This window comes from Streptomyces sp. NBC_01241 (genome assembly GCF_041435435.1).
Taxonomy (GTDB): Bacteria; Actinomycetota; Actinomycetes; order Streptomycetales; family Streptomycetaceae; genus Streptomyces.
Map to the genome: position 1 here is coordinate 3,172,029 of NZ_CP108494.1, position 23,580 is coordinate 3,195,608.

The following is a 23,580-nucleotide window of genomic DNA, read 5'->3' on the forward strand; positions in this document are numbered from 1 at the left end:
TACGGGAGTGCGAATTATGTGCTCCGGCAGGGCAGTTACCTGCACTGATGCGTACGGTCTGCGGTGTGAAAGCAGACATGGGGCGCCGGTACCGGTTGTATCCCACCATCGTTCAGGAGCAGGTCCTGACCAGGTGGGGGCATACCGCGCGCGCCCTGTGGAATGTCGCCCTCGCACAGCGCGTCCACGTATACGAGCAGCGCGGCCGCAGTGTCCGTGCCGTGGAGCAGTGCCGGTATCTCACCGAGGCGCGCGCCGAGAGCGAGCTAACCTCGCTGGCCGAACTCCCCGCGCAGGCCGGCCAGCAGGTGCTGCGGCAACTGGACGCGGCGTTCGACAACTTCTTCAACTCTGTACACCCGGCCCGGTTCCCGGCGTTCAAGAAACGCGGGCACCGGTTGTCTGTCCCGCTGCCGGGGCAAGCGGTTGAGACACGCAAGCTGAACCGGCACTGGGCCGAGGTGCGCTTGCCGAAACTTGGCTGGGTCCGCTTCCGCCTCTCCCGCACTGTGGGAGGTGCAATTCGTAACGCCACCGTCTCTCGGGACGGGACCGGCTGGCACATCGCCTTCGGCGTCGCCACCGGGACCAAGACTGCCGCTCCGAACGGCCGACCGGGCTGCGGCGTCGACTTCGGTGTCGCCGCCTCCGCCTATGTATCCACAGAGTCTGTGCCGCGCATCAAGCCTCCAGGCCTGACCGAGCACGAGCGAGCCCGGCTGCGTTGCTTGGAGCAGCGCAAAGCCCGCCAGATCACCTACGCCCAGAAGCACAACCAAGGCAAGTACAGCAACCGGCTACGCCGCACCATCGCGCAGATCGCGAAACTGAAAACTCGGGAAGCAAACCGGCGCCAGAATTTCACACACCAGCTCACTACCGATCTCGCCAAAAATCACGGCTTCGTCGGTATCGAGGACCTGCGCGTGATGAATATGACCGCCAGCGCCAAAGGCACCGCAAAGCAACCCGGCCGCAGCGTAAGGCAGAAGGCCGGACTCAACCGATCCATCCTCGACAACTGCCCCGGTGAACGCAGGCGGCAACTGGAATACAAATGCCGCCTGTACGGCTCCGAACTGCGGCCGGTGCCGCCGTTTCACACCTCGCAGACCTGCGCGGCCTGCGGCCGAACGGATCCGCAGTCCCGCAAGGGCTGCGGCCGACTGTTCGCGTGCGTGCACTGCGGGCACGAGGACGACGCTGACCACAACGCCTCGGTCGAGATCGAGGCCCGAGCCCGCCGGACGGGTGGCTCGGTCAACAACAGCACGCGCAGGCACCCTTTGGTGCCGAGTCCCGCCCTCCGGCGGAGGCGGACGCGTGAAACCCAACCGGCCACTTTCGGGTAGCCAAAGGGAATCTCCCGGCTTCAGAGCCGGGAGAGGATCGTCAATTCTTGTCCTTGCCGCCCTTGCCCTTGTCCTTGTCGCCGCCGGCGCCCATGGACTCGTAGATCTCCTTGCACATGGGACAGACCGGATACTTCTTCGGGTCGCGGCCCGGTACCCAGACCTTGCCGCACAGTGCGACCACGGGGGTGCCCTCCAGGGCGCTCGCCATGATCTTGTCCTTCTGGACGTAATGGGCGTAGCGCTCGTGGTCGCCGTCGCCGTTCGACACCTGTGGCGTCGGCTCTACGAGGGTGCCCGTACCTGCCCCGCGCTCGGGCTCAAGAGTGCTCATGGACCCCAAGGGTACTGAAGGCCGGGACCATCAGTTCAGCGAAGGGTCGTCCGGATAGGTGGCGATCATCGCCAGTTCGCTGCGCTGGCGGCGCAGAACCGCCCGCCAGAGGTGCTCCGGACGCGGGGAGGAGACGTCACCGGGCTCGGACTCGACGACGTACCAGGCGCCCTCGGCCAGTTCCTTGTCCAGCTGTCCGGGGCCCCAGCCGGCGTATCCGGCGAAGATCCGCAGCGAGCCGAGCGCCGCGGCCAGCAGCTCCGGCGGGGCCTCCAGGTTGACCAGGCCGATCGCCCCGTACACCCGGCGCCAGCCGAGGGGGCCCTCGTCGCCGGGGATGACGGCCACGCCGAGCGCGGAGTCGAGCGAGACCGGGCCGCCCTGGAAGACGACGCCCGGTTCACCGGTCAGACCGGCCCAGGACGTGAGGATGTCACCGACGCCGACGGGCGTCGGGCGGTTCAGGACCACACCGAGCGAGCCCTCCTCGTCGTGGTCGAGGAGCAGCACCACCGCGCGGTCGAAATTCGGGTCCGCGAGCGCGGGTGTGGCCACGAGCAGTCGCCCTGTGAGCGAGGACACCTCGGTCATGGCAGAAATGATCCCGCATCTTCGGTCTCCACGGGGACCAAGCGGGCCACCCGGTCACCGAAAGGTCCGCGCACGGCTCGGGGCGCAGCTCAGGGCGCACGGACGCACGGGGAGCGCACCGCCCGGAGGGCTTTGCGGACGGTAACCCTCCGCAAGACCCGGGCAGCAGAGCGTGTTGTGGCGAATTCATGACGTTCGCGTACCCCCCGTCCCCTTACGGAAGGGGGGCGGTGGGCCATTACCCTTTCGGTTGGCCCCCTGCCCGACCACTCCGGAACGCGAGATTCATGACCGGCACAGACGATGTCCTGCTTGTCCACGGCGGAACCCCGCTGGAGGGCGAGATCCGCGTCAGAGGCGCCAAGAACCTGGTGCCGAAGGCAATGGTCGCCGCGCTGCTCGGCAGCGGGCCGAGCCGGCTGCGCAACGTGCCCGACATCCGCGACGTGCGGGTGGTGCGAGGGCTGCTGCAGCTGCACGGTGTGACGGTCCGGCCGGGTGACGAACCGGGCGAACTGATCCTGGACCCGACCCATGTCGAGAGCGCCAATGTCGCCGACATCGATGCCCACGCGGGCTCGTCGCGCATCCCGATCCTCTTCTGCGGCCCGCTGCTGCACCGGCTGGGTCACGCGTTCATTCCCGGGCTCGGCGGCTGCGACATCGGCGGCCGGCCGATCGACTTCCACTTCGACGTGCTGCGGCAGTTCGGCGCGACGATCGAGAAGCGGGCGGACGGCCAGTACCTGGAGGCCCCGCAGCGGCTGCGCGGCACGAAGATCCGGCTGCCGTACCCGTCGGTGGGCTCCACCGAGCAGGTGCTGCTGACGGCGGTGCTCGCCGAGGGCGTCACCGAGCTGTCCAACGCGGCCGTGGAGCCGGAGATCGAGGACCTCATCTGCGTACTGCAGAAGATGGGCGCGATCATCTCGATGGACACCGACCGGACGATCCGGATCACCGGTGTCGACCGGCTGGACGGATATACGCACCGGGCCATCCCGGACCGTCTGGAGGCGGCCTCCTGGGCGTCCGCGGCGCTGGCCACCGAGGGCAACATCTACGTACGGGGCGCACAGCAGCGTTCGATGATGACGTTTCTGAACACCTTCCGCCGGGTCGGCGGGGCGTTCGAGATCGACGACGAGGGCATCCGCTTCTGGCACCCGGGCGGCGCGCTCGACGCCATCGCCCTGGAGACGGACGTGCACCCCGGTTTCCAGACCGACTGGCAGCAGCCGCTGGTCGTGGCCCTGACGCAGGCCTCGGGCCTGTCGATCGTCCACGAGACGGTGTACGAGTCCCGGCTCGGCTTCACCTCCGCGCTGAACCAGATGGGCGCACACATCCAGCTCTACCGCGAGTGCCTGGGCGGCTCCGACTGCCGCTTCGGTCAGCGGAACTTCCTGCACTCGGCGGTCGTGTCCGGGCCGACGAAGCTGCAGGGCGCGGATCTGGTCATCCCGGACCTGCGCGGTGGTTTCTCGTACCTGATCGCCGCACTGGCGGCGCAGGGAACGTCGCGGGTGCACGGTATCGACCTGATCAACCGCGGCTACGAGAACTTCATGGAGAAGCTGGAGAAGCTCGGCGCGAAGGTGGAACTGCCGGGCGGCGCGCTGGTCTGAGACGGGCGGGCGGGCCGGTCCGGCCCGGGCAGCGCGCCGGTCCGAAGAGACCGGCGGGCTGCCCGGGCCGGGCGGTCCCAGGGCTGCTGACGGGGGTTCGGGACCGTTGTCCCGGGCCCCCGTTCGGCTTCCGGGACGGCCACGAAACGGCGCGGAGGCCGGAGGGGTCCGCTCGGCAAGGGCTGCAGAGGCCCGGAACGGGCCCTCTCGCGCCGGTACACGGAAGGGCGGTCACCCTGGTCGGGTGACCGCCCTTCCGCACGCCTGTGGGGCTTACTTGCCCTTGGCGGCTTCCTTGAGCTTGGAGCCCGCGGAGACCTTCACGCTGTAGCCGGCCGGGATGTTGATCGGGTCGCCGGTCTGCGGGTTGCGAGCGGTGCGAGCGGCACGGTGGGTGCGCTCGAAGGTCAGGAAGCCGGGGATGGTGACCTTCTCGTCGCCCTTGGCGACGATCTCACCGACGGTCTCGGCGAGGGCGGCCAGCACGGCGTCGGCGTCCTTGCGGGTCACCTCGGCGCGGTCGGCCAGGGCGGCCACCAGCTCACTGCGGTTCATGTTGTTACTCCCGTGTTCTTCTTGCCTGTGAGGCGTGAGATCGAAGCCGATGCTGCCAGGGCCCTTGGACAGTCCCCGGACCCGGGTCTGTCGTCAGACCCTCGCGCCCGATTACGCATCCTGCCCCCACCTGCGGCGGTAACGCCAATCCGGCACCCTCCGGAGTCACACGAAAAGCACCCTCGCCTCGTCGTGGTGACGTTCCGTCGACTCTCCGAAAGCAGTCCGCAGTGGATGCGGAGCTCTGCGGGACGCGCCGCCCGCCCACCCTAAAGGGGCGTTTGGGGCGCCGCGACCCGCGACGCGCCGTAGCTCAGGCCAAGCCCGTGCCCGCCGCACCGCCGCCCGCGGTCTTCGCCGCTTCGCGGACCGCACCGGCGACCGCTCCCGCGACTCTGTCGTTGAAGACCGATGGGATGATGTAGTTCGCGTTCAGTTCGTCCTCGGCGACGGTCTCGGCGAGGGCGCCCGCCGCGGCGAGCATCATCTCCGTGTTGACGGTGCGGGACTGGGCGTCCAGCAGACCGCGGAAGACACCCGGGAAGACCAGCACGTTGTTGATCTGGTTCGGGAAGTCGGAGCGGCCGGTGGCGACAACTGCCGCCGACTGGCGGGCGATCGCCGGGTCCACCTCGGGGTCCGGGTTCGCGAGCGCGAACACGATCGCGCCGTCCGCCATGGCGGCGACATCGGTGCCGTCCAGCACGTTCGGGGCGGAGACGCCGATGAAGACGTCGGCGCCGACCACGGCCTCCTTGAGGGTGCCGGTGACGGACTCGGGGTTGGTGTTGTCGGCGATCCAGCGCAGCGGCGAGTCGGCGTCGGCGGAGACGAGGTCCTCGCGGCCCGCGTGCACCACTCCGTGGATGTCTGCAACGACGGCGTGCTTGACGCCCGCGGCGATGAGAAGCTTCAGGATGGCCGTGCCGGCCGCGCCGGCGCCGGACATGACGACCCGTACGTCCCCGATTCCCTTGCCCACCACGCGCAGTGCGTTGGTCAGCGCGGCCAGGACCACGATCGCGGTGCCGTGCTGGTCGTCGTGGAAGACGGGGATGTCGAGGGCCTCGCGCAGCCGTGCCTCGATCTCGAAGCAGCGGGGGGCGGAGATGTCCTCCAGGTTGATGCCCGCGAAGCCGGGGGCGATCGCCTTGACGATCTCGACGATGGCGTCGGTGTCCTGGGTGTCCAGGCAGATCGGCCAGGCGTCGATGCCGGCGAACCGCTTGAAGAGGGCCGCCTTGCCCTCCATCACCGGGAGGGCGGCCATCGGGCCGATGTTGCCGAGGCCGAGCACCGCGGAACCGTCCGTCACAACTGCGACGGCGTTGCGCTTGATGGTGAGGCGGCGGGCGTCCTCGGGGTTCTCGGCAATCGCCATGCAGACCCGGGCCACACCCGGGGTGTAGATCATCGAGAGGTCGTCACGGTTGCGGATGGGGTGCTTGGACGCCATCTCGATCTTGCCGCCGAGGTGCATCAGGAACGTACGGTCGGAGACCTTGCCCAGCACAACACCCTCGATGCCGCGCAGGTTTTCGACGATCTCGTCCGCGTGCGCGGTGGAGGTGGCCGCGATGGTGACGTCGATCCGCAGCTTCTCGTGGCCGGAGGCGGTCACATCGAGGCCGGTGACCGAACCGCCGGAGGACTCCACGGCCGTGGTGAGCTGGGAGACCGCTGTGCCGCTCGCGGGCACCTCCAGCCTGACCGTCATCGAGTACGAGACGCTGGGCGCCGTTGCCATGGCCGAGTCCTTCGCTTTCCTTAGCTTCTTTGCCGCGCGGCCGGGGCGCTCACCTCGGTCACGCTTCCCGATCGTCGCACCTACTGGCCGGTAGCCGGTAATGAGTGCCGCGGTTCGGAAAGCAGTTTCCACCATACGAGAGATGGCCGCTTCGGCGGAACCCCCAACGACCCGCGGCATCCGGTCCGGAGTCCGGAGTCCGCGGTCCGTGGTCCCGTAAACAAGAACAGACCCGCGCCACCGGAAGGTGACGCGGGTCTGTCTTCTTGGTCAAGCAGCACCGACCCGCCATGCTCGCCTCGCGGCAAGTGGTCGCTCGAAGCGACGAAGGTTGGGCCCGGGGGCTTGGATCGAGCCGGTGCCGACACCAGGCTAACAAACACCCCGGGGATGCGATTCCCGTAGGACGGACGGATTCGGAAATCCGTCCGCCCGGCGGTACCTCCGCCCTCGTCCCGGCTCAGTCCCTCAGCAGGTCCGGGACGCCGTCCTCGTCGGGCAGGTCCCGCTCCCCCGAAACCACCGTGAGCTGCTGCGTCGCACGCGTCAGCGCCACATACAGCACCCGCAGGCCGGCCGGGGACTCGTCCGCGATCTCCGCGGGCGAGACGACCACCGTGGCGTCGTACTCCAGGCCCTTCGCCTCCAGGCTGCCCAGCGCCACCACCCGCTCACCGAGCTCGGCGAGCCACTCGCGGGCCTGCGCCCGGCGGTTCATCGCGACGACCACGCCCACCGTGCCGTCCACCTCGGCCAGCAGCCGGCGCGCCTCCTCGCGCACCGAGGCGGCCAGATCGCCGTCCCGTACGGTCTCGAAGCGCGGCTTCACGCCCGTGGAACGGACCGCGGCCGGTGACTCCATGCCGGGCATCGCGAGCGCCAGGACCTTCGAGGCCAGCTCGGCGATCTCCGCCGGGTTGCGGTAGTTGACCGTGAGGGTGAAGCGGCGGCGCGGCCGGTTGCCGAGCGCCTCGTCGCGCGCCCGGGCGGCCTCGTCCGGATCGGACCAGGAGGACTGCGCCGGGTCTCCGACGATCGTCCAGGTGGCGTGCCGGCCCCGGCGACCGACCATGCGCCACTGCATGGGCGTGAGGTCCTGCGCCTCGTCGACGATGACGTGCGCGTACTCCGTACGCTCCGCGGCCAGCCGCTCGGCCCGCTCGCGCTGGGTCTCCTCGCGCTGCGACATGAGCTCCTCCAGACCGGAGAGCTGGTCCAGCGGGTCGAGTTCGCGCTTCTTCTTCGGCCGGTACGGGGTGCCGAGCAGCATCTGCAACTCGTCGAGGATCGCCACGTCGTGCACGGAGAGCGGCCCGTTGCCTTTTCTGTCGAGCCGCTTCAGGGAGCGGGCGAGCCGGCGCACCTCGCCCTGGTTGAGGACCCGGCGCGCCCAGCGGCCGAGCCGCTTCTCGTCGGCCATCGCGGCGAGCACCCCGCGGGGGGTGAGTTCGGGCCACCAGGCGTTCAGGAAGTCGAGGAAGGGCGCCTCGGTGGAGACGTCCTCGTCGAAGGAGGAGCGCAGCTCGGCGGCCAGTTCGGGGTCGGTGTAGCGGCCCCGGCCGGAGGACTTGTTCCACAGGGCGTCCAGGAGCATTCTGCGGGCGCGCGGGCGCAGCAGGTTGACCGGGGCGGTGCCGCCGAGGACGGACTGCCGGATGCGGTGCAGTTCGTCGGCGTTCAGCTCGACCCGGGCGCCGAAGGCGACGACCCGCAGTCGGGTGGGGGTGGCCGGGGGCTCACCGGGGCGGCCGGCCGCCCCGGACTCATCGGATACGCCGGTTGCGCCGGTTCCTTCGGCTGCGTCGGCCCCTTCGGCCGCGTCGCCGAAGGACAGCTGGCCGTCCCGGTCCGCCGCCGCCCTGCGCGCGGTACCGGGCTGTTCCAGTGCGCCGCGTGCCGCCTTGCGCAGGACGTGGAGCATCCGGGAGGAGCCCTTGATCCGGGCGACGGCGGGTTCGTCGTACGTGGTGGCGCCCTCGGCGCCGGCCGCCTCGTCGGAGAGCGAGCCGACCGCCCGGATCGCGACCTGCCCCTCCTCGCCCAGCGACGGCAGCACGCCTTCGGTGTACGCGACGAGGAGCGGAGTCGGCGAGACGACGAGGATGCCGCCCGCGTACCGGCGCCGGTCCTGGTAGAGGAGGTACGCGGCACGGTGCAGGGCAACAGCGGTCTTGCCGGTGCCGGGGCCGCCGGAGACCTCGGTGACGGACGCGGCGGGGGCCCTGATCACCAGGTCCTGCTCGGCCTGGATGGAGGAGACGATGTCCCGCATGGTGTGGCTGCGGGCCTGCCCGAGCGCCGCCATCAGGGCGCCGTCGCCGATGACGGGGAGCTTTTCACCGCCCAGGCACACGCTCAGCTCGGGGCGCATCAGGTCGTCCTCGACACCGAGGACCTTGCGGCCCTTGGAGCGGATGACCCGGCGGCGGACCACCCGGCCCGGCTCCTTCGGCGTCGACCGGTAGAACGGTGCGGCGGCCGGTGCGCGCCAGTCGATGACCAGGGGCGCGTAATCGGCGTCGAGGACCCCGATCCGGCCGATGTGCAGCGTCTCCGCGATGTCGGCGGAATTGTCGTCGCGTACGGCGTCGTCGGCCGCTTCGACGGAGGTGTACGCGCCGTCCGGGCCGCGTTCGCCGTCCTTGCCGAGCAGCAGATCGATCCTTCCGAAGAGGAAGTCCTCGAACTCGCTGTTCAGGCGGTTGAGGTGGATCCCGGCCCGGAACACCTGGGCGTCACGCTCCGCGAGCGCTCCCGGGGTACCGACCTGGCCGCGCTTGACGGCGTCGTTCATGAGAAATTCCGCCTCGTGGATCTTCTCTTCGAGGCGGTGATAAACACGGTCGAGATGTTCCTGCTCGACACCGATTTCCCGGTCCCGCAACGAATCGACAGCGGCATCCTGCGCGGCCACCGAGGCCCCCTTCTGACGTGCATTTGGGCAGCCGTCAACTTTATGCGAAAGGGTGGCCGCCGCGCACCTGCCATACCATCACGCCTTGATCTCCACCAGCCGCCTGCCCTCGAACGTACGCACCTCGAAGTGGTCGATGTCGCCGCGGTCCATGGCCGCGCCGCCGTGCACACGGAGTGGGTACGTCGCGGCCCGGTGCGGGAATTTCTCGATGCCGTACCCCCACTTCGGTACGGACCAGGAGGTGACGGCCTCCTCCTCGCCGGACTTCGACACCGCGATCAGCCGGCATTTCTCCGGGCCCGTGACGTTCCTGAGCTCCAGCACGGTGTCGGTGCCCCAGGCCTTCTTCTCCATGCCGATGGTGGCGTCGACCTTGGTGGTGGGGTCGGTGGCCCGCACCTTGTCCGTCATGCGGGAGAAGGGGGTGTCGTCGGCGGAGCCGGTGGGGTGCGGGTCGGCCACCCGGGCAGAGGTGCCGTCGCCGCCGGTCGCCAGGACGGCGGCGGCCGGACCACCGATGATCAGCGCCGCTGCCACCGCCACCAGATACCTGGAGCGGCGCCTGCGCCCGGCCCGCTCGCGGGCCACCTCCTCGATCAGCCGGTCGAGCATCCGGGGCGCGGGCGGCTGCGCGACGTACGGGACAAGGCGGGCGCCCGGCCCGGCGGCCGGGGCCTCGGCGAGCACCGCGAGCACGGGTTCCAGTCCGGCGAACTCGTCGAGACGGGCGCCGCACAGGTCGCAGCCGGCCAGATGCGTCTCGAAGGCGGACGTCTCGGCGTCGTCCAGCACGCCGAGGAGATACGCACCGGCGGCGTCATGTCCGGGCTCGTCGTTCCGGAGACCACCGGGGCTGCCAGGGTTGTGGGGGCTGGAGGGACCCGTGGTGGGCCGGGGGCCGAACGGCTCCCATTCGTCGTCGCTCATGCCGTGATCCCCCTCTCTTCGAGTGCGAGCTTCATCGAGCGCAGTGCGTAGAAGACCCGGGAGCGCACCGTCCCGCTCGGAACGCCCAGCACATCGGCGGCCTCGTTGACCGTACGGCCCTTGAAGTACGTCTCGACCAGTGCTTCCCGGTGGGCGGGGGTCAAATCGTCGAGCGCGTCCGAGAGCGTCATCAGCCGCAACGCCCTGTCCAGCTCGTCCGCGGCGGGAATGACCTCCAGCCGCGACGGATCGACCTCGTGCGGCCGGGCCTGCCTGCTGCGGTGGCCGTCGATGACGATGCGCCGGGCCACCGTCACCAGCCACGGGCGGACGGAGCCGGTGGCCCCGTCCAGCCGACCGGCGTTCTTCCAGGCGCGGATGAGCGTTTCCTGCACCACGTCCTCGGCGCGCTGCCGGTCGCCGGCGACCAGGCGCAGCACGTACGCGAGCAGAGGTCCGGCGTGTTCACGGTAGAGCGCCCGCATCAGCTCCTCGTCGGGGACGTCGGGGGAGGACCGGGGCGGCCCACTGCGATGCCGGGCCCTGTGCGGACGGTCATCGGCCACGGCCGCATCCTTGCGCACCCGCACCTCCCGGTCGAGACCCTGTGGAGCTCCCTGGCCATCGAGTACGGAGGGGGACCGCGATCCATTCAAACCGGTCTCAAGATTCTTTCCGGTCTCAAGATTCTTTCCGGTCCCGAGATTCTTTACCGTCTCAGGACTCTTCGCGGTCTCAGGACTCTTCGCGGTCTCAGGACTCTTCGCGGTCTCAGGACTCTTCGCGGTCTCAGGACTCTTCGCGGTCTCAGGACTCTTCGCGGTGCGGCGCTCCCGCGCCGGCTCCCGCGACCGCTTCCAGAGCCGCGTCCACAGCCGCCACGGCCGCCGCCCTGCGCCGGTGCCGGGCCACCCGTTCGCGGTTGCCGCACACCTCGCTGGAGCACCAGCGGCGACGGTGGCCGCGCGAGGTGTCCAGGTAGAGGCGGTGGCAGTTGTCGGCCTCGCAGCGGCGCAGCCCGGCGCGTGCCTCGGGGTCGGTCAGGAGCTCGACGGCGTCGCGGGCAACGGCGGCCAGCAGCGCCCCGCAATCCGGTTCGGCGCTCAGTGTCCGTACCAGCGTGCCGCTCCTGCCGCGCACGGCCCGCAGTCCCGGGGGCGCGGCCGCGGCGAGCGCGTTGACCCGCTCCAGGGCGCTCTCGGCTCTGCGGCCGCCGAGTTCGGCGGCCAGCAGGCCCTCGACGCCGGCCCTCAGTTGCCGGAAGCGCACCACCCAGGTGTCATCCACCGCGTCGAGGCGGGTGCCGCTCGGTACGAGTCCGGCGGCGACCAGCCACTCCGCGAGCCGCTCGGCGCCGTCGAGCAGTTCGCAGGCGCCGGAGGTGCCGGCTGCCGTCGCCACCAGGTCCAGGCAGGGCCGGCCGGAGTCGAACCGCCGGTCGTACGAGCGCTTGCCCGCCGCCATGCGTGAGTCACCGCCTCAGGGTCTCCGGTCCGGGTCTCCCCCAGAGTGCCCCTCAAGGCGCCCGGCCGGAACCCCTGCCACCGCGCGGTTCGGTACGGGCGGGGCCGTACGGTGTCAACAACGAGGCGTCCTGCCGGGCCGCGGAGAAGTACGGTTACGGCTTCGCGGAGGTTCTTCCGGCGCAGCCGCCGTGGCCGTCGGCCGGACACCGCCATGAGCGGGTGCGTACCGACGGCGCCCGATAGCCGTTCCGGCGGCCCTTACGCCCGCAGCGACGAACCGTCGTACAGGATCCGCTGGAACAGCCGGTGGTCGCGCCAGTCGCCGTTGATGTGCAGGAAGCGCGGGGCCACGCCGTACTGCTCGAAGCCACACTTGGCGAGCACCCGCTGCGACGCGACGTTGTCCAGCACCGTCCCCGCCTCGACGCGGTGCAGGCGCAGCCCGTCCCTGGCCACCTCGCAGACCCGCTGCACGGCGGCCGTGGCCAGACCACGGCCCGCGTGCTCGACATCGACCCAGTAGCCCAGAGTCGCACTGCGGGAGGGCCCGAGCACCAGGGCGTTGAGGTTGAACCCGCCCACCGCGCGGTCCTGTTCATCGGCGAGGACCCAGGCCATGGCCCGTCCCGCGTCACGGTCCGCGAGCAGACCGGCCAGCCGTTCCCGCTGGCCCTGCTCGGTGTAGAAGGCGTCGGGCCGCACGGGCTCCCAGGGCTGCATGTACGCGCGGCTGCGGGTCAGCGACACGGCGAGGGAGGCGGCGTCGGCCAGGGTCGGGGGACGAAGTCGTATCTCCGCGTCGATCCGGTGGATGTCGTTCAGCATCCCCTCACATTATCCGGACCCGGTCAGGCGCCGTCCTCGTCAACCGGGCCGTCCCCCGTCGTATCGAGCGCCGGCCGGTAGCCGCGGTTGACGACCGTCTGGACGAGGCGGGGCGCGCCCAGTGCCGTACGCAGCCGCGCCATGGCCGTCTCCACCGCGTGTTCGTCCGTGCCTCTGCCGGGCAGCGCGCAGCAGGTCGGCGCGGGCCACCACCCAGCCCGGCCGGCGGGCCGGGGCGTGCAGGAGGGCCATTCCCGCAGGCTGCACCGGACGCAGTGCGCCGTCGACGATCACGGCGTGGCCGCGGATCTCGACCCGGTGTCCGGCGATCGGCAACGGCCGCACCCTGGCGGGGAGTTCGTGGCACAGCAGCTGACGAGCGGGGCGAGCCGGAAGCGTTCCGGCTGGACGGTGTCGATGCCGCGGGCCCGCAGCGGCAGGGCGGTGACCGGTCCGGCGCAGGCCACGAGGACGTCGTCCCGCAGTCCGGCGACGGTATACCGCCCTCGGCGCCGCGCGACGCCGCTCAGGCGGTCGTCAGCATGAGCGACGCGTCGATCTCGGGCAGCCAGCTTCCGGCGGGCCGCTCCATCCACCCTTCCTCGGCACCCAGTTGAGCCGCGGCTTCGCGCAGGGCGTCGAGACCGGGGTGACGCAGCCCCTTGCGCCAGACCAGCAGGAACGGGGAGAGCGGCACGGGCCGGACCAGCGGTCGCAGCACGGTGCCGGGCATCGGAGGGAAGTCGATCATGCACAGGATCGGGTAGCGCGGCGACTTGGCCATGACCCGTTGGAACTCGGCCACACCGATCGCGAGGGGGACGGGGGGCGCCAGAGCGATGCCCCATTCGGCGAAGAGCAGCCGGGCGAGGTCCGTCCACTCCGGGGTGCGGGGGTTCCCGGCGCCCGCGTAGACGGTCTCGCCCGCCAGATCGTCCAGCGCGACGGTCTCGTGCGCGGCGAGGGGGTGATCGGCGGGGAACAGCACGGCCATCGGCTCGTACCGCACCGGCTGCACACCGAGCCGCGCCAGCACCGCCGGATCGAGTCCGGCGGCCCGGCCGAACGAGACATCGAGCCGCCCGGCGAGGATCTCCCCCGCGGCCCAGGTGAGTCCGCTCTCGAAGCGCGCCATCAGCTCGCACGCCGGGGCCAGCTCCCGTGCGCGGGCGAGGACACGGGCGGCGGTCATGCCGTCGGTGTTGAGGTCGACGAAGAGCGGTCTGACCGCGGGATCGGCGAAGGCGGCGGCGAGATCGTCGTGCGCCTCCAGCACCCGCCGCGCGTACGGGAGGAGCCGGTCACCGTCCGGGGTGAGCGAGACCTGCCGGGTGGTCCGTACGAACAGCTCGGCGCCCAGTTCGCGCTCCAGTCTGCGGATGTCCCGGCTCAGCGCCTGCTGGGCAATATAGAGCCGGGCCGCGGCACGGGTGAAATGCAGTTCCTCGGCGACGGCGACGAAGGCCCGGAGCAGCCGGGGGTCGGTATGGGTATACGTCTGGGTGCCCGTATCGGCGGAGGAGTCCACCTCCAAAATTTACAACACAGATGCGTTAATCGGTACGGCGAAGGTGTTGGACCCCATGGGCCGTGCGCCCCGAGGGTGGATCCATGCCGTACGAGAGAACGCCGCCCGCCACCCCTCTGCTCACCGTCTCCGGGGACCTGCTGGTCATCGCCCCGCGCACCGCCGCCCCCGCCCGGCCGGCGCCCACCAACCCGTACCGCCGGCTGCTCGCCACCCCGGGCGCCCGCGCCTTCACCGCGGGCAATCTGCTCGCCCGGCTCCCCATGGGCATGTTCAGCGTCAGCGCGGTGATCATGATCGCCGGATCGCGCGGCTCGTACGCGCTGGCCGGTGCCGTCACCGCGACCGGTCTCGCCGCGACGGCCGTGGTCGCCCCCTGGACGGCCCGGCTCGTCGACCGGTACGGGCAGGCCCGCATCGCCGTGCCCGCCACCGCGATCGCCATGCTCGGCTCGCTCGCGCTGCTGCTCTGCGTGCACTACGGCGCCCCGGCCTGGACCCTCTTCGCCTCCTACGCGGCGACGGCCACCACCCCCAACACCGGCGGGATGTCCCGGGCCCGCTGGGCCCATCTGCACCGGGGCGATCCGGCCGCCCTGCATACCGCGAACTCCTTCGAGCAGGCCGTCGACGAGCTCTGCTTCATGCTCGGCCCGGCCCTCGCCGCCCTGCTGTGCGCGGCGCTCTTCCCGGAGGCCGGAACGCTCGTCGGGGCGATCCTGCTGATGACCGGCGTACTGATCTTCGCCGCCCAGCGCGCCACCGAACCACCGGTGGCGCCCCGCACCACCCGCTCCGGCTCACCGCTCCGCGCCCCCGGCATGCCGGCCCTGCTCGCCGTGTTCCTCGCCACCGGGGCGGTCTTCGGCTCGATGGAGGTCGTCACGATCGCCCACGCCGGGGGCGCGATCCTGGCCCTCCAGGCGGCGGGATCGTGCGTGGCGGGGCTGCTGTACGGATCGCTGCGCCCGGCCGGGGACATCCGGCGCCGGCTGCTGGGCTGCCTGGCGGGAATGACGGCACTGATGTCCCTGCCGCTGCTCGCCACGGCCTCCGCCGATTCGCTCCTCGCCCTCGCGGGCGCGCTGCTGCTGGCCGGCGCGGCGACGGCCCCGACGATGGTCACCGGCATGACTCTGGTGCAGCGCCTCACCCCCGAAGGCCAACTGAACGAGGGCATGACCCTGGCCGTGACGGCGCTGCTGGGCGGGATCGCCACGGGTTCGGCGGCCGGAGGCTGGCTGGTGGAGCACACGGCCCCGGTGTCGGGTTACGCCGCACCGGTGTGCGCGGCGGGGCTGGCGCTGGCCGTCGCGGCGGCCGGGGTCCGGCGGAGGTAGGGCCTCTCGTTCGGATCGCGCCGGGCACGCTGTGGACGGCGGGACCAAAACGAGGACCCCGTTGCCGATGGGCAACGGGGTCCTCGTTCACATGGGAATTGTGGAGATGGCGGGAATCGAACCCGCGTCCAACGGTGCAGAATCAGGGCTTCTCCGAGCGCAGTTCGCTGCGATTTTCTCGGCCCCGGAGATCTCGCGAACAAGTCTCCGACGGGCTCAGTCACTGTTTGATTTCCCACCGACCCCCGTGACCGGGATCAGTGGTTTAGTCCCCTAGATTATGCCAGGGTCCGGGTCGGGAACACCCCCGGGCTGACACCCATTAAGGGTCCCTCACTCACTGCTTATTAGGCAGCGAGGGCGAAGGACTGGGAATCGCTCTTGGAATTGGCGATTATTGGTTGCGACATATGGTTTACGAGATCATTGCCGCTTCCTCGGCTCGCTTCCCCTGCTTCGACATCCGCTGTCGAAACCGATCATCCCCATGTTGTTGTATTCAATTGTCAACAGCTCAAAACGCGCACCCGCTGTCGAGTGCAGTCCCATCGTACGTGACCAACGCACGACGATGCCAGCCTATTCCTGCGGGCCGCTGCCGGCCCCGCCCGTACGGTCCCGGCTACGCGCTGCGCTGGCGCCGGCGCGCTGCCGAGATCGCACGGTTCGTCTCCCGCAGGTCCTGCTTCTCGCGCAGGGTCTGCCGCTTGTCGTACTCCTTCTTGCCCTTGGCGAGCGCGATCTCCACCTTCACCCGGCCGTCCTTGAAGTACAGCGCGAGCGGCACGATCGTGTGACCCGTCTCGCCGGACTTCGACTCCAGCTTGTCGATCTCCGCCCGGTGCATCAGCAGCTTGCGCTTCCGCTTGGCCGAGTGGTTGGTCCAGGTCCCCTGCACGTACTCCGGGACGTGGATGTTGTGCAACCATGCCTCGCCGCCGTCGATCTGGACGAAGCCGTCCACGAGCGAGGCCCGGCCCAGCCGCAGCGATTTGACCTCGGTACCCATGAGTACGAGACCGCACTCGTAGGTGTCGATGATGTGGTAGTCGTGCCGCGCCTTCTTGTTCTGCGCGATGAGCTTGCGCCCGGTGTCCTTTTCCTTAGCCATAGTGCAGCCATTTTCGCACTACGACCCACCCCCGAGGCCACTCAATACTGTCTCGGCCCGCCGCTCGGCCCTGGACGTGACCGCGAGGTCCGGGGTTATGCCGTGTCCGTCGACGCCGCGGCCCGCCGGGGTGCGGTAGTGGCCGACGGTCAGCTCGGCCACCGAGCCGCCCGGAAGCTTGCTGGGCATCTGGACGGAACCCTTGCCGAAGGTGCGCGAGCCGACCGTGACGGCACGTCCCCGGTCCTGGAGCGCGCCGGTGAGAAGCTCGGCGGCGCTCATTGTGCCGCCGTCGATGAGGACGACGAGGGGGCGGACGGTGTCGCCGCCCGGCTGCGCGTAGAGGGCGCGCTGCTCTCCGTGCACGTCGTACGTGGCGACCAGACCGCCGTCCAGGAAGGCGGAGGCGGCGGTGACGGCCTCGGTGACCAGGCCGCCGGAGTTGCCGCGGAGGTCGAGGAGCACCCCGGCACCCGCCGGTGCGTCCCGGACCGCGTCGCGGACCCTGTCGCCCGAACCCCTGGTGAACGAGTCCACCTCGATCAGTACGGCCGGCGCGGGATCGGAACGGTCCGGTCCGATGCGCCGGACGGTGACGGCCTCGGTGCTGAGCGTGGCCCGGCGCAGCGTCTCGGTCCGGAGCGCCGCGCCCCGCTGCACACCCAGTACGACGGTGCTGCCCGCGGATGCCTCCGTACGGTCTCCGCGCAGCAGGGCGACGACCTCGGCGACGGGTCGTTCGTCGACCCGGTGGCCGTCGACCGTACGGAGCAGATCGCCCGGCTCGATGCCCGCGCGGTCGGCGGGGCTGCCGGGCTGGACCCTGGCCACCTCGACCCGTCCCTCGGCGGAGCGCCTGGCGGCGATCCCCACGCCCGTGTACGAGCCGTCGAGGGCCTGCTCGAACTCCTCGTACTGCCGCTCGTCGTACACCGCGCCCCAGCGGTCGCCGCTGCGGCTGACGACCTCCTCGGCCGCCTCCTTGCCGGACTTGCCGTCGGCCACGGCCCGGGCGGCGGCGTCGGCCACCTTGTCGCTTTCGATGGTGGAGGCGGCGTAACGGGTCGCGGTGTCCGAGGACTTCGCCGCGCCGTGCGGCAGCGAGCCGGTGGCCGCGGCGGTGGCCAGCACGGTGGCGAAAACCAAGGTCAGGGCCGCCCCGCGGCGCACACCGCGGGGCCCGAAACACTGCGCAGGACCCGACATGGCGACGAGTGTAGGACAACGCCCTTGTGGCGCACGGCCGGTTGGCCGTGCGCCACAAGGGCGCTTGTCACACCTTCAGGTACTTGCGCAACGCGAAGAGAGCGGCAACGGCGGGCATCAGCAGGCCGATCGCCAGGACCAGGGGCAGCTTGGTGAAGACCGCGTCCCAGCCGATGAAGTCGATCAGGTTCAGCTTGCTCTGCAGCGCCAGACCGCCGTCGATCAGGAAGTACCGGCCGGCCAGCAGCATCACGCAGGCGAGCACGCCACCGATGAGACCGGCGAACGCGGCCTCCATGATGAACGGCATCTGGATGTAGAACCCGGAGGCGCCGACGAGCCGCATGATGCCCGTTTCGCGCCGCCGGCTGAACGCGGACACCCGGACGGTGTTCACGATCAGCATCAGCGCGATGACCAGCATCAGTGCCATCACGAAGAGGGCGGCCACATTCATGCCGTTCATCAGCCCGAAGAGGTTGTCCAGGATGGATCTCTGGTCCTGGACGGACTGCACCCCGTCCCGGCCGGCGAAGGCGGTGGCGACGACCTTGTACTTCTTGGGGTCGTGGAGCTTGACCCGGAACGACTCCTGCATCTGGTCCGGCGTGATGTTGCTCGCCATGGGCGAGTCGCCGAACTGCTCCTGGTAGTGCTTGTACGCCTGGTCGGCCGACTCGTAGGTGACCGTGTCGACGGCGTCCATCTTGTTGAGGTCGCCCTCGATCTGCTTCTTCTGATCGGCGGTGACCGCACCCTTGGCGCACTTGGGCGTTGAGGTCACATCACTCTTGCTGCACAGGAAGATCGAGACGTTGACCTTGTCGTACCAGTAGTCCTTCATCGTGCTGACCTGCTCGCGCATGAGCAGCGCGCCGCCGAACAGGGCGAGCGAGAGGGCGACGGAGACGACGACGGCGAAGGTCATCGTGAGGTTGCGACGGAGGCCGACGCCGATCTCCGACAGGACGAACTGGGCGCGCATGGCGTCCTTTCAGTGCTCGATGCTCAGTGCTGGTAGCCGTAGACGCCGCGGGCCTGGTCACGTACGAGACGGCCCTGCTCCAGCTCGATGACGCGCTTGCGCATCTGGTCGACGATGTTCTGGTCGTGGGTCGCCATGATCACGGTGGTGCCGGTCCGGTTGATCCGGTCCAGCAGCTTCATGATGCCGACGGAGGTCTGCGGGTCGAGGTTGCCGGTCGGCTCGTCCGCGATCAGCAGCATGGGACGGTTCACGAACGCCCGCGCGATCGCCACGCGCTGCTGCTCACCACCGGAGAGTTCGCCGGGCCTCCGGTCCTCCTTGCCGCCGAGGCCGACCAGGTCGAGGACCTGCGGCACCGCCTTGCGGATCTCGCCGCGCGGCTTGCCGATGACCTCCTGCGCGAACGCCACGTTCTCCGCAACGGTCTTGTTGGGGAGAAGTCTGAAGTCCTGGAAAACCGTGCCCAGCTGGCGGCGCATGTGCGGCACCTTCCAGTTGGACAGGCGCGCGAGGTCCTTGCCCAGGACGTGGACCATGCCCTGACTGGCGCGCTCTTCGCGCAGGATGAGTCGCATGAAGGTGGACTTGCCGGAGCCGGAGGAGCCCACCAGGAAGACGAACTCACCCTTCTCGATATCGAGAGACACATCCCGTAGAGCGGGACGGCTCTGCTTCGGGTAGGTCTTGGAGACGTTGTCGAATCGGATCACGGATGCACCACGGTCGGCCGGGAGTAGGTGTGCGTGACCATACGCGAACCGGCCTGACGCGTGCAGGCGCGCGTCCGGGGATGGGTGATTTATGGCGGAACCGCACGGCCGGGTGCGGGGCCGAAGTGCTACGAAACGGGCGCTGTCCGGCGGGCCGCGCCGAAATCCGCGCGAGCTGGCACAGTGGGAGGGGGAACGGATGCGTTCCCATGAGCGTTGTGCGGAGAGAAGACGTATGCGGCTCCGCCGCGCGGGAGGAGGAAAGCGCATGACCTATGACCGATTGGTGTGCGCAAACTGCGCGGCGCCCGTGAACGAAGGCCGCTGCCCCGTGTGCCGGGCAAGCCGTGAGCGGCTGCAGCAGGAACAGGAGCAGGGAATCTTCGCGGGACTGAGCCCCGTGACGCTGGTGGCCCTGCTGGTGGTGCTGCTGGGCGCGCTGGCATTGCTGGCACACCAGACCGTGTAGCCGCGGGAGAGCCCGTCCGTCCGCCTGCGAGAGCGGTACGTGTACGCAGAGGGGCCCGGGATGCCTGTAGCAGACGTCCCGGGCCCCTCTGTGCGTACCTGTGCCGCCAGCGGGCCCTTATCAGGCGACCGTACGGCCGTTCATGAGGCGCGGCAAAATCCGGAAGCCGATGCCTCCGGCAATCATCGTCGCGGCGCCGACCAGCAGGAACGTGGTCTCGGCGGCACCGGTCTCGGCGAGCTCGTCCTTGCCCTTGCCCTGCTCGACCGGCTGGTTGCCGGCCGAGTCGGGGGTGGTGTTGTCCGCGCACTTCGCGCCGTCGAGGTCGACGGTGCAGTTGTCGGCGTCGCCGCCACCGGTCACGGTGCCTGCGGAGGCGTTACCCGTGGTACCACCGTTGCCGGAGGTGCCGGAGGAGCCGTTGCCGCCGTTGCCGTTGCCGCCGGACTGGTGGCCGCCGTTGCCGTTGCCGCCGTTGCCGTTGCCGCCGGACTGGTGGCCGCCGTTGCCACCGTTCCCGTTGCCACCGTTCCCGTTGCCACCGTTCCCGTTGCCACCGTTGCCGTTACCCGGGTTGGTCGGGTCCGTCGGCTCCGTGGTCGGCGGGTCCGTCGGCTCGGTGGTCGGCGGGTCCGTCGGCTCGGTGGTCGGCGGGTCCGTCGGCTCGGTGGTCGGCGGGTCCGTCGGCTCGGTGGTCGGCGGGTCCGTCGGCTCGGGCTCGCATCGCGGGTCGACCGGGCTGCACGGCTCGCCGTCGCCGTCCACCGTCTGGATGCCAACCTGGACACCCGCGACCTTGACACCGATACCGGCGGCCGACGCCGCACCGGCGGCGGTGAGCGAGGCGCCCGCGGCGATCACCGCACCCGCGGCGATCCGCGCGACGCGTACTCGCGTCTTCTTCGTCATGTGCTGCTACCCCCAGTAGCTGTTCTCGTCAGTGGAGCAGCCATATGCGGGCCCCGGTTCTGCGGGGTTTGCTCCGAACGGCGCCACATCGAGCCGTGGCCGTGCCGCCCGCCCCCGTTCACACCCGTCCCATGCATACGCATGCTGCCCTAGCACCCTGTCCACAGTTAAGGACTACGTCAAGGCCGTTCCGTGCAATCTGCACCGATTTGGCGGGAGTTGATCTCCATTCGGAATCACGACTGTGACGCACTCACCACGCCGCCTCCGCAACCCGCCCCCCAACTCCCTTTCGCGCGCCGCCTCGTACGCGTCCGCAACGAGAACGGCGGTGCCGGAACCCCATAGGGATTCCGGCACCGCCGTTCGAAGAACAGGGAGACAGGCCGCGTCGGCCCGCCCGCCTACTTCTCCCGCTGCTTGCGCCAGCGGATGCCCGCCTCCAGGAAGCCGTCGATCTCGCCGTTGAAGACCGCTTCCGGGTTGCCCATCTCGAACTCCGTACGCAGGTCCTTGACCATCTGGTACGGGTGCAGGACGTACGACCGCATCTGGTTGCCCCAGGAGTTGCCGCCGTCGCCCTTGAGGGCGTCCATCTTGGCCTGCTCCTCCTGGCGGCGGCGCTCAAGGAGCTTCGCCTGGAGGACGTTCATCGCGGACGCCTTGTTCTGGATCTGCGAGCGCTCGTTCTGGCAGGAGACGACGATGCCGGTCGGGAGGTGGGTCAGGCGCACCGCGGAGTCCGTGGTGTTGACGCCCTGGCCGCCGGGGCCCGACGAGCGGTACACGTCGACGCGCAGTTCGGACTCGTCGATCTCGATGTGGTCGGTCTGCTCGACCACGGGCAGCACCTCGACACCCGCGAAGGACGTCTGGCGGCGGCCCTGGTTGTCGAAGGGCGAGATCCGGACGAGCCGGTGGGTGCCCTGCTCGACGGAGAGCGTGCCGTAGGCGTACGGCACCTGGACGGCGAAGGTGGTCGACTTGATGCCGGCCTCTTCCGCGTACGACGTCTCGTAGACCTCGGTCTTGTAGCCGTGCCGCTCGGCCCAGCGGATGTACATGCGCTGGAGCTTCTCGGCGAAGTCGGCGGCGTCCACGCCACCGGCCTCGGCGCGGATGTTGACCAGGGCCTCGCGGGAGTCGTACTCGCCGGAGAGGAGGGTACGGACCTCCATCTCGTCCAGCGCCTTCCTGACCGAATTCAGCTCGGACTCGGCCTCGGCGAGGGCGTCCGCATCGCCCTCGTCCTGGGCGAGCTCGAAGAGGATTTCGAGATCGTCGATCCGGCCGCGGAGAGCCTCGGTCTTACGGACCTCGGCCTGGAGGTGCGAAAGCTTGCTGGTGATCTTCTGCGCCGCCTCCGGGTCGTCCCAGAGGGAAGGCGCTGCCGCCTGCTCCTCGAGCGCGGCAATGTCCGCCCTCAGCGCATCCAGGTCCAGGACGGCCTCGATCGACCCCATGGTCGAGGAGAGGGACTTCAGCTCTTCGGAAATATCGACGACTGCCACGGGTCCAGCGTAACGGCTGTCGGCACGGACGTTCCTCGGGCCGCATGATCACGACTCGGTGACCGGGTGTCCGGCGTCTGCCCGGACCGTACGGCGAGGGGGTGCGCCCCTGGGTTCCGCCGGGGCCGCAAGCCGCCGGGGAACCACCTCCGGGCCCCGGCTCAGGGTGGGGTTCCCGGCGCCGAGTTCTTCGTGTCCTGCGCGGGCACGTCCGCGCTGTCGCCGCCCAGCGCCAGCCGGCCGCCCACGCCGAGGGCCACCACCAGCACCAGCGCCGCGGCGCCCAGCGTCAGGCGGCGCTTGCGGACGGCCGCGGACTTGTTGCGGGCCGAGCCGGGGCGGGGCCGGCCCGGGGAGCGGGGGGCCCTGGCCGTGCCCCGGGGGCCGCCGGACAGCTCGTCGGGGGCCGGGACGCGCATGCTCGTGTGGGTGTCGCGGTTGGAGTCCGTGGACGAGCCGGGGACCAGGGGGACCGCGCCGCGGCGGCGGGGCTCCTCGGACGCGGGGGTGTACTGCTGCTCGTCGTACGTCTGCGGTTCCGGTTCGGTGTCCGGCTCGTCCACGTCCAGCGGCGGGATGCCGGCCAGCTGCGGGAGCTGCTCGCGCAGCCGGGCCGCGAGCTCGGAGGCGCGCAGCCGGGAGGCCGGGGCCTTGGCCAGGCACTGGACGAGGAGCTGCCAGAGCTCCTCGGGGATGCCCGGGAGCGGGACGACGGTCTCCGTGACGTGGCGGCGCAGGACCGCGCCGGGGTGTCCGCCGCCGAAGGGCGTGAAGCCGGCGAGGAGCTCGTAGAGGACCGTGGCGAGGGCGTAGATGTCGACGGCGGCGCGGGGCGGCAGGCCCTCGACTATCTCGGGAGCGAGGTAGTCCGGCGTACCGATGATCTTGCTGGCCTTGGTGCGGCGCGGGGTGTCGATCAGCTTGGCCACGCCGAAGTCGGTGAGCAGCGCCGGGTGCGAGCCGCCGGGGCCGAGCGGGCCCTCCATATCGAGCAGGATGTTCTCCGGCTTGACGTCGCGGTGGACCACTCCGGCGGCGTGCGCGGCGGCCAGGCCGTCGGCGACGTCCGCGATGATCGCGACGGCGGCCTCGGGCGCGAGCCGGCGTTCGCGGTCGAGGCGGGTGCGCAGGTCCGTGCCGCGGATCAGGTTCATGACCAGCGCCAGATCGTTGCCGTCGACCACGAGGTCGCGGACGGCGACCACGCGCGGGTGGTCCAGGCCGAGCAGGGCGGTGCGCTCCTGGACGAAGCGGCCCACGAGCTCCTGGTCGGACGCGAGGTCCTCGCGCAGGAGCTTGATGGCCACCGGGCCCTCGGGCCCGTCGCCGAGCCACACCGTGCCGGCGCTGCCACGCCCCAGGATCTGGTGGGCGGTGTACCGGCTGCCGATATTCCGTGCCAAGACTGCTCCCTCAGCGGCTGGCGATGGACCGTCGCTCATGACCCCCGGTCGACAAAGTTACGC

General features: G+C 70.3%; 21 protein-coding genes, 1 other RNA gene and 1 pseudogene. 4 read left to right on the forward strand and 19 right to left on the reverse strand.

The features are described from left to right. The first annotated feature begins 65 nt into the window (after positions 1-65). Positions 66-1,352: an RNA-guided endonuclease InsQ/TnpB family protein gene (locus OG306_RS13880; protein WP_266746487.1), complete on the forward strand. Its 1,287-nt coding sequence runs from the start codon at positions 66-68 to the stop codon at positions 1,350-1,352. A gap of 40 nt (positions 1,353-1,392) precedes the next feature. Here the strand turns inward: OG306_RS13880 and OG306_RS13885 are convergent, their stop codons facing one another. Together OG306_RS13885 and OG306_RS13890 are read right to left on the reverse strand one after the other, a co-directional pair. Further along, positions 1,393-1,686: a DUF3039 domain-containing protein gene (locus OG306_RS13885; RefSeq protein WP_093900254.1), complete on the reverse strand. Its 294-nt coding sequence runs from the start codon at positions 1,684-1,686 to the stop codon at positions 1,393-1,395. A gap of 30 nt (positions 1,687-1,716) precedes the next feature. Next, complete coding sequence (locus tag OG306_RS13890) at positions 1,717-2,277, reverse strand: YqgE/AlgH family protein (RefSeq protein ID WP_266746488.1); 561 nt, start codon at positions 2,275-2,277, stop codon at positions 1,717-1,719. A 287-nt stretch (positions 2,278-2,564) separates the two neighbouring features. Between OG306_RS13890 and murA the strand changes: the two genes are divergently transcribed. Then, positions 2,565-3,905, forward strand: coding sequence for a UDP-N-acetylglucosamine 1-carboxyvinyltransferase (gene murA / locus OG306_RS13895; RefSeq protein WP_266746489.1), 1,341 nt, complete (start codon positions 2,565-2,567; stop codon positions 3,903-3,905). 273 nt (positions 3,906-4,178) lie between these two features. On the opposite strand, the gene OG306_RS13900 is transcribed toward murA, so the two are convergent. The 9 genes and pseudogenes from OG306_RS13900 to OG306_RS13940 all read right to left on the reverse strand — a co-directional run bounded on the left by OG306_RS13900 (position 4,179) and on the right by OG306_RS13940 (position 13,870). Then, positions 4,179-4,460 carry an HU family DNA-binding protein gene (locus tag OG306_RS13900; protein WP_003968811.1) on the reverse strand — a complete coding sequence of 94 codons (282 nt, stop codon included), beginning with the start codon at positions 4,458-4,460 and terminating at the stop codon, positions 4,179-4,181. A 313-nt stretch (positions 4,461-4,773) separates the two neighbouring features. Then, positions 4,774-6,207: an NAD-dependent malic enzyme gene (locus tag OG306_RS13905; RefSeq protein ID WP_266746490.1), complete on the reverse strand. Its 1,434-nt coding sequence runs from the start codon at positions 6,205-6,207 to the stop codon at positions 4,774-4,776. Between the two features lie 460 nt (positions 6,208-6,667). Beyond that, positions 6,668-9,121, reverse strand: a complete 2,454-nt coding sequence (locus tag OG306_RS13910; protein WP_327349759.1) for a HelD family protein — start codon at positions 9,119-9,121, stop codon at positions 6,668-6,670. 78 nt (positions 9,122-9,199) lie between these two features. Further along, positions 9,200-10,051: a zf-HC2 domain-containing protein gene (locus OG306_RS13915; protein WP_327259187.1), complete on the reverse strand. Its 852-nt coding sequence runs from the start codon at positions 10,049-10,051 to the stop codon at positions 9,200-9,202. Then, positions 10,048-10,641, reverse strand: a complete 594-nt coding sequence (locus OG306_RS13920) for a sigma-70 family RNA polymerase sigma factor (RefSeq protein WP_266746493.1) — start codon at positions 10,639-10,641, stop codon at positions 10,048-10,050. Before OG306_RS13920 ends, OG306_RS13915 begins: the two co-directional genes overlap by 4 nt. Before the next feature lie 217 nt (positions 10,642-10,858). After that, positions 10,859-11,515: a CGNR zinc finger domain-containing protein gene (locus tag OG306_RS13925; protein ID WP_266746494.1), complete on the reverse strand. Its 657-nt coding sequence runs from the start codon at positions 11,513-11,515 to the stop codon at positions 10,859-10,861. Between the two features lie 260 nt (positions 11,516-11,775). After that, complete coding sequence (locus OG306_RS13930; protein ID WP_266746495.1) at positions 11,776-12,342, reverse strand: GNAT family N-acetyltransferase; 567 nt, start codon at positions 12,340-12,342, stop codon at positions 11,776-11,778. A gap of 23 nt (positions 12,343-12,365) precedes the next feature. Next, a pseudogene (locus tag OG306_RS13935) lies at positions 12,366-12,830 on the reverse strand (winged helix-turn-helix domain-containing protein); the annotation flags it as partial. A gap of 38 nt (positions 12,831-12,868) precedes the next feature. Continuing rightward, the gene (locus tag OG306_RS13940; protein WP_266746496.1) at positions 12,869-13,870 is read right to left on the reverse strand and encodes a LysR family transcriptional regulator; all 1,002 of its coding nucleotides are present in this window, start codon (positions 13,868-13,870) and stop codon (positions 12,869-12,871) included. Between the two features lie 83 nt (positions 13,871-13,953). Between OG306_RS13940 and OG306_RS13945 the strand changes: the two genes are divergently transcribed. After that, on the forward strand, positions 13,954-15,210 hold the full coding sequence (locus OG306_RS13945) for an MFS transporter (RefSeq protein ID WP_266746497.1): 1,257 nt from the start codon (positions 13,954-13,956) through the stop codon (positions 15,208-15,210). Between the two features lie 98 nt (positions 15,211-15,308). Here the strand turns inward: OG306_RS13945 and ssrA are convergent. From ssrA to ftsE, 5 genes are all read right to left on the reverse strand, one after another. Continuing rightward, positions 15,309-15,697: a transfer-messenger RNA gene (ssrA, locus tag OG306_RS13950) on the reverse strand. A gap of 135 nt (positions 15,698-15,832) precedes the next feature. After that, positions 15,833-16,321, reverse strand: a complete 489-nt coding sequence (smpB, locus tag OG306_RS13955; protein ID WP_266746498.1) for an SsrA-binding protein SmpB — start codon at positions 16,319-16,321, stop codon at positions 15,833-15,835. 18 nt (positions 16,322-16,339) lie between these two features. Then, on the reverse strand, positions 16,340-17,527 hold the full coding sequence (locus OG306_RS13960) for a S41 family peptidase (RefSeq protein WP_266746499.1): 1,188 nt from the start codon (positions 17,525-17,527) through the stop codon (positions 16,340-16,342). 67 nt (positions 17,528-17,594) lie between these two features. After that, on the reverse strand, positions 17,595-18,512 hold the full coding sequence (gene ftsX / locus OG306_RS13965; protein ID WP_266746500.1) for a permease-like cell division protein FtsX: 918 nt from the start codon (positions 18,510-18,512) through the stop codon (positions 17,595-17,597). 23 nt (positions 18,513-18,535) lie between these two features. After that, positions 18,536-19,225: a cell division ATP-binding protein FtsE gene (gene ftsE, locus OG306_RS13970; RefSeq protein ID WP_266746501.1), complete on the reverse strand. Its 690-nt coding sequence runs from the start codon at positions 19,223-19,225 to the stop codon at positions 18,536-18,538. A gap of 268 nt (positions 19,226-19,493) precedes the next feature. On the opposite strand from ftsE, the gene OG306_RS13975 reads away from it, so the two are divergent. Further along, positions 19,494-19,694: a hypothetical protein gene (locus OG306_RS13975; RefSeq protein WP_266746502.1), complete on the forward strand. Its 201-nt coding sequence runs from the start codon at positions 19,494-19,496 to the stop codon at positions 19,692-19,694. Between the two features lie 120 nt (positions 19,695-19,814). Here OG306_RS13975 and OG306_RS13980 read toward each other — a convergent pair whose 3' ends face one another. The 3 genes from OG306_RS13980 to OG306_RS13990 all read right to left on the reverse strand — a co-directional run bounded on the left by OG306_RS13980 (position 19,815) and on the right by OG306_RS13990 (position 23,517). Continuing rightward, positions 19,815-20,603: an LPXTG cell wall anchor domain-containing protein gene (locus OG306_RS13980; protein WP_371665348.1), complete on the reverse strand. Its 789-nt coding sequence runs from the start codon at positions 20,601-20,603 to the stop codon at positions 19,815-19,817. Positions 20,604-21,007: 404 nt separating this feature from the next. Beyond that, positions 21,008-22,114, reverse strand: a complete 1,107-nt coding sequence (gene prfB / locus OG306_RS13985; protein ID WP_266746504.1) for a peptide chain release factor 2 — start codon at positions 22,112-22,114, stop codon at positions 21,008-21,010. Between the two features lie 161 nt (positions 22,115-22,275). Further along, the gene (locus tag OG306_RS13990; protein ID WP_266746505.1) at positions 22,276-23,517 is read right to left on the reverse strand and encodes a serine/threonine-protein kinase; all 1,242 of its coding nucleotides are present in this window, start codon (positions 23,515-23,517) and stop codon (positions 22,276-22,278) included. Between the last annotated feature and the right edge of the window lie 63 nt (positions 23,518-23,580).